This is a genomic window from Acidicapsa borealis (assembly GCF_059115245.1).
In genome coordinates this window covers 3,076,387-3,090,108 of the sequence record NZ_JCACNY010000001.1, presented here as the reverse complement: position 1 = coordinate 3,090,108, position 13,722 = coordinate 3,076,387, and the positions used below count along the sequence as shown (strand labels likewise).

Annotated in this window: 14 protein-coding genes; 12 read left to right on the top strand and 2 right to left on the bottom strand. The window is 58.7% G+C overall.

Features of this window, described 5'->3' with window-relative positions; all coding sequences use genetic code 11:
• Positions 1-23: 23 nt before the first annotated feature.
• Positions 24-788, top strand: a complete 765-nt coding sequence (locus tag AC5S27_RS12720; RefSeq protein ID WP_493934929.1) for a cytochrome c oxidase subunit 3 — start codon at positions 24-26, stop codon at positions 786-788.
• Between the two features lie 73 nt (positions 789-861).
• Here AC5S27_RS12720 and AC5S27_RS12715 read toward each other — a convergent pair whose 3' ends face one another.
• Both AC5S27_RS12715 and AC5S27_RS12710 read right to left on the bottom strand, forming a co-directional pair.
• On the bottom strand, positions 862-1,872 hold the full coding sequence (locus tag AC5S27_RS12715; protein ID WP_493934928.1) for a metallophosphoesterase family protein: 1,011 nt from the start codon (positions 1,870-1,872) through the stop codon (positions 862-864).
• Positions 1,873-1,913: 41 nt separating this feature from the next.
• A complete protein-coding gene (locus AC5S27_RS12710; RefSeq protein WP_493934927.1) occupies positions 1,914-2,300 on the bottom strand; it encodes a hypothetical protein in 387 nt (128 codons plus the stop codon).
• 392 nt (positions 2,301-2,692) lie between these two features.
• On the opposite strand from AC5S27_RS12710, the gene AC5S27_RS12705 reads away from it, so the two are divergent.
• The 11 genes from AC5S27_RS12705 (at position 2,693) to nuoL (ending at position 13,722) form a co-directional block, all read left to right on the top strand.
• A complete protein-coding gene (locus AC5S27_RS12705) occupies positions 2,693-3,109 on the top strand; it encodes an NADH-quinone oxidoreductase subunit A (RefSeq protein WP_493934926.1) in 417 nt (138 codons plus the stop codon).
• On the top strand, positions 3,110-3,604 hold the full coding sequence (locus AC5S27_RS12700) for an NADH-quinone oxidoreductase subunit C (RefSeq protein WP_493934925.1): 495 nt from the start codon (positions 3,110-3,112) through the stop codon (positions 3,602-3,604).
• Between the two features lie 130 nt (positions 3,605-3,734).
• Positions 3,735-4,955, top strand: coding sequence for an NADH dehydrogenase (quinone) subunit D (gene nuoD, locus AC5S27_RS12695; protein ID WP_493934924.1), 1,221 nt, complete (start codon positions 3,735-3,737; stop codon positions 4,953-4,955).
• 84 nt (positions 4,956-5,039) lie between these two features.
• Positions 5,040-5,399 (top strand): transcriptional regulator, encoded by a 360-nt coding sequence (locus AC5S27_RS12690; RefSeq protein WP_493934923.1) that lies wholly within the window; start codon positions 5,040-5,042, stop codon positions 5,397-5,399.
• Positions 5,396-5,905: an NADH-quinone oxidoreductase subunit NuoE family protein gene (locus AC5S27_RS12685; RefSeq protein WP_493934922.1), complete on the top strand. Its 510-nt coding sequence runs from the start codon at positions 5,396-5,398 to the stop codon at positions 5,903-5,905. The genes AC5S27_RS12690 and AC5S27_RS12685 overlap by 4 nt, the downstream gene beginning before the upstream one ends.
• Positions 5,905-7,215, top strand: coding sequence for an NADH-quinone oxidoreductase subunit NuoF (gene nuoF / locus AC5S27_RS12680; RefSeq protein WP_493934921.1), 1,311 nt, complete (start codon positions 5,905-5,907; stop codon positions 7,213-7,215). The genes AC5S27_RS12685 and nuoF overlap by 1 nt, the downstream gene beginning before the upstream one ends.
• Positions 7,216-7,304: 89 nt before the next feature.
• Entirely contained in the window at positions 7,305-9,665 is a 2,361-nt protein-coding gene (nuoG, locus tag AC5S27_RS12675; RefSeq protein ID WP_493934920.1) for an NADH-quinone oxidoreductase subunit NuoG, read from the top strand.
• Positions 9,666-9,746: 81 nt separating this feature from the next.
• Entirely contained in the window at positions 9,747-10,793 is a 1,047-nt protein-coding gene (gene nuoH, locus AC5S27_RS12670; protein ID WP_493934919.1) for an NADH-quinone oxidoreductase subunit NuoH, read from the top strand.
• Between the two features lie 105 nt (positions 10,794-10,898).
• Complete coding sequence (locus AC5S27_RS12665) at positions 10,899-11,396, top strand: NADH-quinone oxidoreductase subunit J family protein (RefSeq protein WP_493934918.1); 498 nt, start codon at positions 10,899-10,901, stop codon at positions 11,394-11,396.
• Positions 11,396-11,719 carry an NADH-quinone oxidoreductase subunit NuoK gene (gene nuoK / locus AC5S27_RS12660; protein ID WP_493934917.1) on the top strand — a complete coding sequence of 108 codons (324 nt, stop codon included), beginning with the start codon at positions 11,396-11,398 and terminating at the stop codon, positions 11,717-11,719. The genes AC5S27_RS12665 and nuoK overlap by 1 nt, the downstream gene beginning before the upstream one ends.
• Positions 11,719-13,722, top strand: a complete 2,004-nt coding sequence (gene nuoL, locus AC5S27_RS12655) for an NADH-quinone oxidoreductase subunit L (RefSeq protein ID WP_493934916.1) — start codon at positions 11,719-11,721, stop codon at positions 13,720-13,722. Before nuoK ends, nuoL begins: the two co-directional genes overlap by 1 nt.

Sequence of the window (13,722 nt, the reverse complement as noted above, 5' to 3'; positions counted from 1 at the left end):
GAGTTCTATCGAGGGCCTAGGCCATGCCCACCACATACACAAAATATCCGGTAGAAACCGAGCGTAAAGACCCTGGGATCGGTGGCAAGCCGCCCGTAGACCGTCGCCCAACCGGCGGCGGGGGTAGCGGCGATGATGATGAATGGAAGAAAATGGGCAAAACCGGCCCGCGTGAGCTGCTGAACCGCATCCGCCTGTCGGTTTTTGTCTGTCTGGCCGGGGATATGATGTTCTTCCTTGCGCTGGCCGTGATGTTTTACGCTCACCAGGGGGCTGGCCATTTCAATCCCCGCAACCAGGACTTTATCGGCGACTGGCACCCGGTCCAGCTTCCGCCGATCCTCTTCCTGAACACTGCGGTTTTGATCCTCAGCAGCCTTACCATGGAGGTTGCGCGCCGTCACATCTTCCGCGAATTTGACGTTGTGGAAGAGTGGCTGGGTATGGGCCGCCCGGCCCTGCGCCGCACCTTGCCGTGGATTGCCGCAACGCTCGTTCTGGGCGTCCTGTTCGTTGCTGGCCAGTGGAATGCGTGGACGCAGCTCACCAGCGAGGGATTCGGTTTCGATCGATGGGCGACCCCTGCGCTTTACTTTTTCTACATCATCACCGGAATTCACGCTGCTCACCTAGCGCTCGGCATCCTCGTTCTTGCCGGCAGCCTTGGTACGCTCGGCTTCCTGCGTAAGGTGGAATACAGACAGATCGTCGTCGACAGCGTTGCGTGGTACTGGCATGCCATGGGTCTTGCCTGGGTTCTGTTGTTCGCACTGCTGTCCAAGGGATAAGTCTCTTATTGTCGACGTACGAGATTCGTAGAAATATCATGCCGGTAGCAGATCGCCCGGTTGTCGTTCCAGGTTACTTGGGGGCTCTTAACGCCGGTGGATTTGCGGGGATGGCGAAAGTGTCTTTCGCCTCGACCTGGAGATTGGCGGCGTTCGGGTCTGCCACTTTCCACATGACTCCCTGCAGCTTGTGATCACGCACCTCAACGGTGAGGTAGTGATAGACCGGAAACCCCGAATCTCGGTACAAGTCATGCGTTCCGCGGTAGAGGATCGGATACGGCACTGCGCCTCCACCGCCCGTTACCACATATTCAATCCCATGCTGCTCGAAGCGTTCGTAATTATGGATGTGCCCACTGAACACCACAACCTTGGCATGCATATGACTTACGCGAGCTTCGAGCATGCCGCGCAGTAACAAAGCGTCCTTGGTAGGCAAGCTCGCTACGAGCTGCGACTGTGTGTCCGCCACCCAAGGTATGTGATACAGAATCAGTAGGAACTCGACCGACGGCGGAATGTGATCGAGTTGCGCCGCAAACCACCGGCCCTGGTCTGAGTGCGGACCTACCTGCGAATTCATGTCCAGCGACAGTACTTCAACTGAACCCAGCAACGCAGAGTACCAGCGGTGCCCCTTTAAGTCCGGATAGTTGTTCAGGTAGTTTGCAACGCCCTTCGCCTTGTCGTGGTAGATTTCGTGATTGCCCATTGTGGGAAAGACGGGAAACCCTGCTTCCTTCCACGAAGCGGTCTCCTTCTGGTACTCATCCCAATCGGCCTGCACCTCACCGGTATACGGCATATCGCCTGTTACCAGGAGTGCCTGCGGTTTCTCCGCGCCGATCTTCTCCGCCAGCCATCTTCGCAGCCTGGGGTTTGTCCCATCTGTGCGCGCGGGATCGGTAAAGCGCATGTCGCCATAGGCAATCAGCCGCAGTGGTTGCCCGGCGGAGAACTGCTTCAGCACAAACGTCGGTTTCGATTCCACCGCAGCAGGCTTGGGAGACTGCGCAGGCGCATACAGAGCAGCGCAAGCCAGCAAAACTAGAAGAATGGGGGACCGGAAGCCATGAATCATCCAGCCCAGATTACCACCGCCCCAGTTCGCTCAGTACAACGTTATGCCCGCTGCACATGCAGCCACGCCCGCAACCGCTCGCTCAGCGTGGGTACTTCCGGGCAACTGAAGTAGACCTCGCGGTTACGCGCCATGAGCACTTCGATGGCCGCTACCTGCGGATGCTTCCCTTTCCCAACTTGCTGCCGCTCCTCGATGCAAGCCAGGGCGTGCTCGTCCGCCAGATACTCGATCGCGTGGCCCAGGATCTCAATCGCGCGGCCTGCCTCGGGAGAAATTCGACGACGCCTCACGACCTGTGGAGCTGGCGGGTTCTTCGCCATCGGGACACGCGCATTAACCGGCGTAGGGGCAGGACCACACAGCATGCTGTCGTTGGTCGCGCAGGCTATCAAATGAGCTACAAGATTCGCTGTATGGGTTGCCATGAAGAGTGTCCTCACAGCTCCCATCGGCACGATTCTGACCTGTTCCAGAGGACGAAAGTAACGTTTGGAGCGGAAAAATTTGAGAACTCTCATGTCTGAGATGCGCAGCAGCGTTGCTCAAACCCGCTTTCATCCAGCGGAAAGTATCCAGTCAGCCGTCCCATTTCGAAGCTGCCAGCCTGTTCGCAAACCTAATCCCGGCTTGACTCAGCGAGGGCGAAAACCTAAGCTCAAATCAGTGGTTTCCCAGCAGGTTCCGGGTTTGCAGCCCATTTTGCTCCTCCGGACGGTGCCTTCACCACATTCACTAAACCGGTTGGCCTAAACAACTTCGCCAAACCAACGAGCAAAAACCAGCTCGCTAGACAAGTTCGACAAACCAGAGAGTGTGCATGACAACTCCAGCGTCAACGATCCCTAACTTCTGGCAGTACCTGCCGCTGCTCCTTCAGATTCTGGCCGCTTTCGGGCTGGGCCTGGGAATGGCCTTCGGCTCCTACTTCATCGGCAAGCACCGCAATACCAAGACCAAGCTGGCCACGTATGAGTGCGGCATTGAGGCCGTTGGCGACGCACGAGGCCGCTTCAGCGTGCGTTTCTACATGGTCGCCATGCTCTTCATCCTGTTCGACGTCGAAGTGGTCTTCATGATGCCGTGGGCCGTGATCTACCGCGACCTGCCTAAGTACGTCGGGCCGTGGTTCGGCTTCTGGGAGATGCTGGTCTACCTCGGCTTTGTCGCCGTCGGACTCTTCTACATTGTGAAAAAAGGGATTCTGGATTGGTCGAACGATAAAGGGGATCTTTAAATGAGCACCACACTGCCCGATAAGGAAGCTGTTCTCCGCGAGAAGGCCGACCACCCTGGATTGTCCGCCGTTCTTTCCGCGGTGCCGGAAGCTTTGATCGACGCTCGCTGGGACCGGGACGAGATGACGCTGACCGTCGCCCGCGAAGGGATCGTAGCCGCAGGGTTCGCCGTGCAGGCCGCTGGATACAACTTCCTCGAAGACGTGACCGCCGTCGACTGGCTCCCTGCTTCGCCGCGCTTCCAGGTTAGCTATCACATTTTGTCTCACACTCTGAAGGAGCGCATCCGCCTGCGCGTGATGCTGGATGAGGCCAGTCCTGCGGTCGAGACGATCACCAGCGTCTGGCCCTCGGCCAATTACTACGAGCGCGAAGTTTTCGATCTCTTCGGCATACGCTTCGACGGTCACCCTAATCTTCGCCGCATCATGATGCCCGAAGAATGGTCTGGCCACCCGCTGCGCAAGGACTACCCTGTAGAAGGCTACCGGTGAGGTTGTGCGAGTGTGAAAAGCGATTTGCACACCCGCACTCCACACTCACACGCGCCGTTGTAAACTGAAGAGTCGCGACCTAAATCGACCGAAACCGTAACGCAAGGCAGCACGCGGGAGAGCCGACCTGATGGCCCAGTTCACAGAAACACCGATTCTCGAAGCACCGATCGCCGAGGGCTCCGCCGACCAGACCATGGTCCTCAATATGGGTCCGCAGCATCCTTCGACCCATGGCGTTCTCCGCCTCGTGCTCGAGATCGACGGCGAAATCGTCGTCCGCCTGTACCCGGAGATCGGCTATCTTCACACCGGCATTGAGAAGACCTGCGAAGCGAAGTTTTACCAGCAGGTTGTTCCCCTGACAGACCGCATCGACTATCTGAGCCCGATGCACAACAATCTCTGTTATTGCCTTGCCGTCGAAAAGCTGCTTGAACTTCCGATCCCAACCAAAGCGCAATGGATGCGTGTTCTCCTCTCGGAACTGACCCGCCTTAATTCCCATCTCGTTTGGCTTGGCACGCACGCCATGGATATCGGCGCGCTGACGGTCTTCCTCTACACCTTCCGCGAGCGCGAAGACATCCTCCGCATCTTTGAACTGGTCGCCGGCCAGCGCATGATGACCAGCTACTTCCGCATCGGCGGACTGTCGCTTGAACCGCCTCTCGACTTCTTCGACCGCGTACGCGCGTTCATGAAGACCTTCCCGGAGAAGATCGATGAGTACGCCAACCTGCTCACCGGCAACCCGATCTTCGTCAACCGCCTGCAGAACGTAGGCCATCTCTCTGCTGCCGACGCCATCGCGCTGGGCGTGACTGGTCCGCCGCTGCGCGCCTCCGGTGTGGACTTCGACCTGCGTCGCGACATGCCCTACTCCAGCTACGAGAAGTTTGACTTCAAGGTACCGACGTCGGACCGTTGCGATGTTTGGGGTCGCTACCTGGTTCGCCTCGCCGAAATGCGCGAGTCGGTGAAGATCATCAACCAGGCGCTAGACGGCATGCCGGAAGGCCCCGTCAAGGCGGACGCGCCAAAGATCGTGTTGCCCGATCGCGAAAAGATGAAGACCCAGATGGAGTCGCTCATCCATCACTTCAAGATCGTCACGGAGGGCTTCGCCGTACCTGCAGGCGAGGTATATCAAGGGATTGAATCCAGCCGCGGCCAGATGGGCTATTACGTTGTGTCGGACGGCACGGCAAAGCCCTATCGCGTACACATGCGCAACCCAAGTTTCGCATCGCTGCAAGCTCTTGAAACCATGTGTAAAGGCCGCATGCTGGCCGACGTTGTCGCTGTCATCGGCTCCATCGACGTAGTGCTTGGTGAAATTGACCGCTAGCGTTTGTTTTGAAGGGTTCGGCTTCAGCCGTGCCACACATTGCGATAGCAAGACCGGGGCAACCGCCTCTGAGGTAAAGATTTCTTGACCGTGGCCATCGACAATCCGAAGCTTCCCGCAGCCAGCCAACTCTGGCCGGAACTTTGGGTTTCGCTTGCCTCGGTCCTGCGTAGCTATACCGCAGCCCACGGACTGAACCGCCAGCATCAGGCCACTGTCGAACTGGGCACCGAACACATCATCGTCCGCGCGGGCGACCGCTGGCTCAAGCTTGACCGCCACGATGCAGAAGTCATCTGGTTTCGCGAAGACGGTACGCGTGGTCTGATGCGCTTTACCGTCGAAGGCAAATTGAAAACCCACGTTGGCATTGAAGAACATGAAGACGCAGAGGAAGAAATGGACATGCAAGCTGAAGCCTGGGCCAGGGAGTTAATGCAATGAGCGCCGAAACGATGTCGATCTTCTCACCTGCGCTCGCGTCCAAGTTTGACGCGTTGGTTCTTAAATATCCGTTGAAGCGATCCGCTCTCATTCCCATGCTGCTCTACGCACAGGACGAAGTCGGCTACCTCTCGGATGCTGTGATGGACGAGATTGCAGAACGCCTCTCGATCACGCCTCTCGATGTACGCAACGTGGCGACCTATTATTCGATGCTGCGCTTCAAGCCTGTGGGCAAGTACAACGTCCAGGTATGCACGAACATCAGCTGCATGCTGCGCGGGGCCTACGATCTGTTCGAGCATCTGCAGGACAAGCTCGGCATCGGCCATAAGGGCGTAACCGCTGATGGAGTCTTCTCGCTTGAAGAAGTCGAATGCATCGGCGTCTGCTGCTGGGCTCCGGCCATTCAGGTAAACTACGACTTCCATGACGACCTGACCAACGACAAGGTCGACGCCGTCCTCGACAGCTACAGAGCAAAAGCCAAGGAAGGGGTCAGCTAATGCCCAGGCTCGTATCCCACCCCGATGAAGTCAAGATTGTCACCAAACGTTTTGGTATGGGCGCCGCTGAAATCGACCGCTATGTCGAACTCGGCGGCTATGAATCCGCCAAGCGCGCACTCGCCGAAGGTCCTGAGTGGATCATCAACGAAATGAAGGCCAGCGGCCTTCGCGGACGCGGCGGTGCAGGTTTCCCGACCGGCCTCAAATGGTCTTTCGTCCCCAAGGTCTCGGCTAAGCCCAAGTATGTTCTGGTCAATGGCGATGAGTCCGAGCCGGGCACCTGCAAGGATCATCTGATCTTCCTGCACGATCCGCATGCGGTCATCGAAGGCACGATCATTGCGGGCCTTGCCATCGGTGCGAAGACCGGCTTTATCTACCTGCGCGGCGAGTATCGCTATCTCATCCAGATCGTCGAGAAAGCTGTTGCCGACGCTTATGCGAAAGGCTATCTCGGCACCAATATCTTCGGCAGCGAGACTGAGTTCCAGGTCATCGTGCAGACGGGCGCCGGGGCCTACGAAGTCGGCGAAGAGTCGGCGCTGATGGAGTCGCTTGAAGGCAAGCGTGGTGTTCCTCGCATCAAGCCTCCCTTCCCTGCTGTCGTCGGCCTCTACGGCGGTCCCACGGTCATCAACAATGCCGAGACCATCGCATCGGTTCCGCACATCCTCGCCATGGGCGGCCCGGCGTACGCAGCGGTTGGCAGCGAGCGCAACGGCGGCACGCGCCTCTTCGGCATCAGCGGTCATGTCAACAACCCTGGCATCTATGAGCTGCCCATGGGCTACAACCTCAAGAAAATGATCTACGAAGTTGCTGGCGGCATTCGCGGAGGTCGTACTTTAAAGGCGGTAGTTCCCGGTGGGTCTTCCACTCCCGTTCTGCTACCGAGCGAAATTGAAAACCTGGGCATGGACTTCGACCAGGTCGGCAAGGCTGGTTCGATGCTTGGCTCGGGCGGCGTAGTCGTGATCGACGACCAGACCTGCATCGTTGAATTCGCATTGCGCACCATCAGTTTCTACCAGCATGAAAGCTGCGGCTGGTGCATTCCCTGCCGCGAAGGCACCGACTGGCTGAAGAAGTCGCTGACGCGTTTCCATGCCGGCTTCGGCACCATGAAAGACATCGACAACATTCAGTACCTCGCGGAAAACATGATGGGACGCACCTTCTGCCCGCTCGGCGACGCAGCAGCCATGCCCACCATCGGCTTCGTGAAAAAGTTCCGTAAAGAATTCGAAGACCACCTTGACGGTAAACCATGCCCCTACGCCAAGCACCTTGAAGTGGCTTTGGTCTAGCAACGCAATATAGGTAATAAGACAAATTCACAACGGGCTTAAGCCCTTGAGGGAAGCACACAAGCCCCTCGCGAGCAAACGAGAGACGAATGGCAGACGTAACCTTCACAGTCGACGGCAAAAAGCTCACAGCACCCGCAGGGATGCTCCTCATCGACGCATGCCGCAAGGCAGGCATTGAGATCCCCGCCTTCTGCTACTATCCCGGTCTTTCGCTGCAGGCCGCCTGCCGCATGTGCGTTGTTCGCCAGGAGAAGGTGCCAAAGCTCCAGACTGCCTGCACCACCACGGTGGCTGAAGGCCAGGTTTTCACTACGGAATCGCCGGAGATCGCACAGGCTCGCAAGGCCACTATTGAACTCCTCCTCGGCAACCATCCACTCGACTGCCCCGTATGCGATGCCGGCGGCGAGTGCGAACTGCAGGACATGACCTTCAAGTACGGCGCAGGCGTGAGCCTCTATGCCGAGGCCAAGAATCACCGCGAAGAGCAGAAGTGGTCCCCCGCGGTCTACTTCGACCGCCCGCGCTGTATTCTCTGCTACCGCTGTGTGCGGATGTGCGGCGAAGGCATGGATGTCTGGGCGCTCGGTATCCAGAACCGCGGCTCTTCGGCCATCATCGCCCCCAACGGCGGTGATCATCTCGACTGTGAGCAGTGCGGCATGTGCATCGACGCCTGCCCTGTCGGTGCGCTGACGTCGGACACCTACCGCTACAAGACTCGCCCCTGGGAGATGAATCACGTCTCGACCGTATGCACCCATTGCGGTGACGGATGCAAGGTTACGCTCGGCGTGCGCCAGGCCAACGAAGGCACCGAAATCATCCGTGCCGACAACCGCGACAAGTCCGGCATTAACGGCGACTTCCTCTGCGCCAAGGGCCGCTTCGGCTTCGACTTCGTCGAGTCCGCCGACCGCCTCACCAAACCGCTCATCCGCAACGCCGCAGGCAAGCTTGAGCCCGCCACATGGGAACAGGCCATTCGCCACGTTGCCGCGAAGCTGAAGGAAATCCGCGACAGCAAGGGCGGAGCATCGATCGGCGTGATCGGCTCGAATACGACGACCAACGAAGAGAACTACCTCCTTCAGAAGTTCGCTCGCACCGTGCTGGGCACGAACAACATCGATCACGTTCGCTCGACGGATTACGCAGGGTTCGCCCACGCCCTCGCCGGAACCACTGGCCGCACCGCCAGCCTGCGCGATACGGAGTCAGCCAAGGCCATCCTCCTCATCGGCGGCAACCCGACCGAAGAGCATCCGCTGCTGGCCTGGAACCTGCGTACTAACTTCCGCTTGAATCAGGCGCGCCTCTACATCGCCACCGACAGCCCGATCAAGCTGGAGCGTCAAGCGATCAAGACGCTTCGTCTTCCTCTCGAAGGCTATGACTCGCTGGCCGGTTTCCTCAGCGGAGATGACTCGGCCCTTGAGGCGACCACCGACACCAAGTCCTTCCGCGATGCTATCGCTGCCGAAGATTCGCTTCTCGTTATCTTCGGCGAAGAGTATCGCGGCACCGCCATCGGTTCGCTCGTCAAGTGGGGGCTGGGCAAGGAAGGCGTGAAGTTCGCCTACCTCGGCGACTACGCCAACTCACGCGGCGCAGCCGACATGGGGCTCTTCCCTGACCTGCTCCCCGGCTATGTGCCAGTAACCTCCGCCGGTGCTTTCGGCGAAGAGTACAGCAACCTGTCTACCGCCAACGGCCTCGACTCGACGGCCATCTTCGACGCCGCGGGCGCAGGCAAGCTCGGCGCGCTCTACGTAGTCGGCGCAGACCCGGTCACGAGCTTCGGAGTCGATCCTGCCGCGCTCAAGAATACCTTTGTCGTCGTGCAGGATATTTTCCTCACGCCGACTGCGGCTGTAGCCGACGTAGTGTTCCCGTCTCAAAGCCTCTACGAGAAGACCGGCACCGTAACCAACAGCTATGGCGACGTGCAGCTCACCAAGAAGGCTGCCGACAAGGCAGGCACCAAGCCCGACTTCGAGATCCTCGTCCGTCTCGCTGGTGGCATGGGTGCCGATGTGAAGAAGCTCGTCCCCTTCGGCAAGACGAATGGTGTTTCAGCCGACATGGGCCAGTCCCGCGGCGCGCAATCGGGCGAAGCAGACCGGCACGCCGTCTGGCTCACCGCCAACGGCCTCGAACCTCGCCTCAGCCCTTTCGATCCGCTCGCCGTACTCGACGAGATCGAGAGGCTTATCCCCTCCTATAAACTGGACAGACTCAACCTCTTCGGCGGCAACGACACAGCCACCCAGCCCGGTTTCGTTCCGGTCAGCAGCTTGATCTCGGCAAAAGATCTGATCCTGCCCGCCCATGACGGCCTCTTCAGCTCCGGCGTCCTCGGCGCGCACACAGCAGCTCTTGTGGAGCTCAACCAGTATCAAAACGAGACGATAGCCGGAGTGAACGCCGAAGTCGCCGCAGACTGACGTAACCGGCAGCAGCCCGGTCGTATGGCCGGTGATGAACAAAAAGATAGAAACGAGGCTGTCGCCTCTGAGGTTTGGATTTTGAACATCTTCTGGGTGTTTCTGCTGTTGAGCATCTTAAAAATCGTGGTCGTGCTGGTGATCTTCCTCACCGCCGTGGCCTATACTGTGCTGCTGGAGCGCAAGCTCGTTGGCCGCATCCAGAACCGCTGGGGACCCAGCCGTGTTGGCCCATTTGGTCTGCTCCAGCCTCTCGTCGACGGCGCCAAACTCTTCCTCAAAGAAGACATGATCCCGACCGGCGTCTACAAGCCGCTCTACCTGCTGGCTCCGCTAATCGCCCTCGGCTGCTCACTGCTTTCAATTGCAGTCATTCCCTTCGGCGCGCCGATCACCTATCGCGGCATCAAGCTCTTTGAGATCGCCGACCTCAACGTCGGTCTGCTCGTCATCCTCGGCGTTACGTCCATCTCGGTTTACGGCATTGCGCTCGCCGGTTGGTCTTCGAACAACAAGTACTCGCTGCTTGGCTCCCTGCGTGCCTCGGCGCAGATGATTAGCTACGAACTAGCCCTGGGACTCTCGCTGGTTGGCGTCGTTCTTCGCACCGGTTCCCTATCGCTCTCTGACATCGTCAAGGTCCAGTCGGTCCACGGCATCTGGAGCTGGAATCTTTTCGGCGGCGGACAGTTCATCGCCTTCTTCATCTATCTCACCGCCGCATACGCCGAAACCAACCGCGCCCCCTTCGATCTGCCCGAAGCGGAAACAGAGCTCACTGGCGGCTATCACACCGAATATAGCTCGATGAAGTTCGCCATGTTCTTCATGGCAGAATACGGCAACATGATCACCGTAGGCTGCGTTGCTACGCTGCTCTTTCTTGGCGGTTGGTCAAGTCCGTTTGGAAATACCTTTTCTGCGATGCAAGGAACATTCGTTTCGGTCGTCATGCCGATTCTTTGGTTCGTAATGAAGGTGTTCTCGTTCCTCTTTCTCTACATCTGGGTACGCGGCACACTCCCGCGTTTCCGCTATGACCAGCTTATGGGCTACGGATGGAAGTATCTCGTCCCAGTTGCCATGCTCAACATCGTGGGAACGAGCCTCGTGCTCGCACTGCCCTAACTTTTCAATGCGTTACAATCGGGTTTGACCGGACGCAGCTGGCTCGCTTCAGATTCAGCATTATCAACAGCAGTTACAGACATTCTCTGGACGATTGAAGACACAATGCACCTGGTTCTCTTCCTCATCTTCGCGGGCTTTTGTCTGGCAGGAGCGATCAATCTCCTCCTCCAGACGCACCCCATCAACTCGGCGCTCTCGCTGATCGTGGTCATGAGCTCGCTTGCCGTCCTCTACCTGCTGCTGGGCGCTGAGTTCCTGGCCATTGCCCAGATCATCGTTTACGCCGGAGCGGTCATGGTGCTCTTCACCTTCGTCGTCATGCTGCTCAATGTCGGCGAGGAAGAAAAGACACACGGCAGCAAGGTTGCCAAGACGCTCGGCTTCCCCGCCGTTGCCGTGCTGTTGGGCGTGCTGACGACCATCCTGCTGCAGGCGCAGAAGAGCTTTGGTAACATCGTCCTCGCTGATGGCGTCACCACTCGAGAGTTGAGTCGCGTGCTCTTCACTGACATGCTGCTGCCTTTTGAAGTCACCTCCGTCCTCATCCTCATCGCCATCCTGGGCGCGGTAGCTCTGGCGCGAAAGGAAGGTCATTCCTAATGTCAAACCTGCCATGGAATGAAGTACCAAGCTCCTGGTATCTGATCCTGAGCGCCGCACTCTTCACACTCGGCGTCATCGGGTTCCTTATCAAGCGTTCGCTCATCACCGTTTTCATGTCCATCGAGCTCATGCTCAATGCGGTGAACCTTTCGTTCGTGACCTTTGCCCATGAATGGCATGCCGTTAAAGGCCAGGTTTTCGTCTTCTTCGTCATGATGGTCGCAGCCGCTGAGGCTGCCGTTGGACTCGCCATCATCATCAGCATCTACCGCGCACGCGCCACACTGAATGTCGATCAGATCGACCTGATGAAGCTCTGATGAACCTATACCTCTATCTCATTCCGCTGCTTCCTTTCGCCGGCTTCCTGGTGAACGGCCTCCTTGGCAAGCGCCTGCCTAAGCCGCTCGTCTCCGCCGTCGCACTGGCCTTCCCACTGGCAGCCTTTGGAGTCGTTCTCCGCGCCGCCATGCTGGTCTGGCCCGGCAACACTTCCGGCCCGCTTGCCGCAACGCTGCCTTTCAAGGAAACGCTTGGCTCGTGGATCAGTGCCGGCCCGCTGCACATCGACTTCACCTTCGCCGTCGACCAGCTCACGCTGGTCATGCTGCTCATCATCACTGGCGTCGGATTCCTCATCCATCTCTACTCGGTCGGGTACATGGCCCATGAAGAGGGCTACTGGCGCTACTTCGCCTATCTGAACCTCTTCCTCTTCTTCATGACCATCCTGGTCCTCGCCGAGAACTACCTGCTTATGTTCGTCGGCTGGGAAGGCGTCGGCCTCGCGTCCTACCTGCTGATCGGCTTCTACTACGAGAAAAAGTCCGCAGCGGACGCCGGCAAGAAGGCCTTCGTCGTCAACCGCATCGGCGACTTCGGTTTCCTTCTGGGAATGTTCCTGCTGCTCTCCCAGTTCGGTTCGCTCAGCTTCGGAGATATCAACAGCTGGCTCTCAACTCACCAAAGCACCTCGGGCGGCATCTTCACTGCTATTGCGCTTTGCCTAGTTGTTGGCGCCGCTGGCAAGTCCGCCCAGATCCCGCTCTACGTTTGGCTCCCCGACGCGATGGAAGGCCCCACCCCCGTCTCCGCTCTCATCCACGCCGCCACCATGGTCACCGCCGGCGTGTACATGATCGCCCGGACACACGCCATCTTTGCGCTGTCGCCCTTCGCGCTGTCGGTCGTAGCCATCATCGGCGCGGCGACGGCACTCTTCGCGGCAACCATCGCCCTTGTCCAGACAGATATCAAGCGAGTGCTGGCGTACTCGACAATCTCGCAGCTTGGTTACATGTTCCTTGGCTGCGGTGTCGCGGCTTACTCGTCGGCGGTCTTCCACCTCATGACCCATGCCTTCTTCAAGGCGCTGCTCTTCCTGGCCGCCGGCTCCGTTATTCACGGCCTGTCCGGCGAGCAGGACATGCGCAAGATGGGTGGCCTCTGGAAGAAACTCCCCGTCACCTTCTTCACCATGACGGCTGGAGTCATTGCCATCGCTGGCATTCCACCCTTTGCCGGCTTCTTCTCAAAAGACGCCATCTTGTACGAGGCCTTCCAGTCTGGCTCGCTGGGCAAGCTGCTCTACGCCGTCGGCCTCTTCACAGCATTCCTGACCAGCTTCTATATGTTCCGCCTCTGGTACCTCACTTTCCTGGGTGAATCCAGAGCGGATGCTCACGCGGACTCCTCGCACGCCGAGCCGAACCAGCATGCCGAGCATGCGCACGGCATCCACGAGAGCCCTTGGATCATGCTGTTCCCGCTCGTCGTTCTGGCTCTGCTCTCCATCTGCGGTGGTTGGATCGGCATTGAGCGCTTTGGTGGCTTCCTCGCGCCGGTCGTCGGCAAGGTGATCGATCCTGCAGAACTTCCCGGCGACAAGAGCCTTGACCTGATCCTGAGCATCGTCGCCGTCGCTTCCGGAATATTCGGCTGGCTTCTGGCGCACATTCTCTATGGCAGCAAGAACAAGCGCGCCGAAGGCATCGCCAAGAGCTTCTCCGGCGTACATACCCTGCTGACCAACAAGTACTGGATCGACGAGATTTACCACGCTGTCTTCGTCAAGCCGCTGCTGCTGATTTCCCAATTTGTCCTCGGCTGGATCGGCGAAGGTGTCATCATCCGCGGCTCAGCGTGGCTCATCGCCGGCATTACGAATCTCATTGGCGAGTTCCTCCGCCGCTGGCAGTCCGGCAACCTCCGCTCCTACGCCGCATGGCTGGGCGCGGGAGCAGCCGCTGTGCTCGTCTTCGCCTACATCTTCGGCTACACCAACTTCGACTTCGCATCTGTCGCGCACTGGGCGGGGCACTGA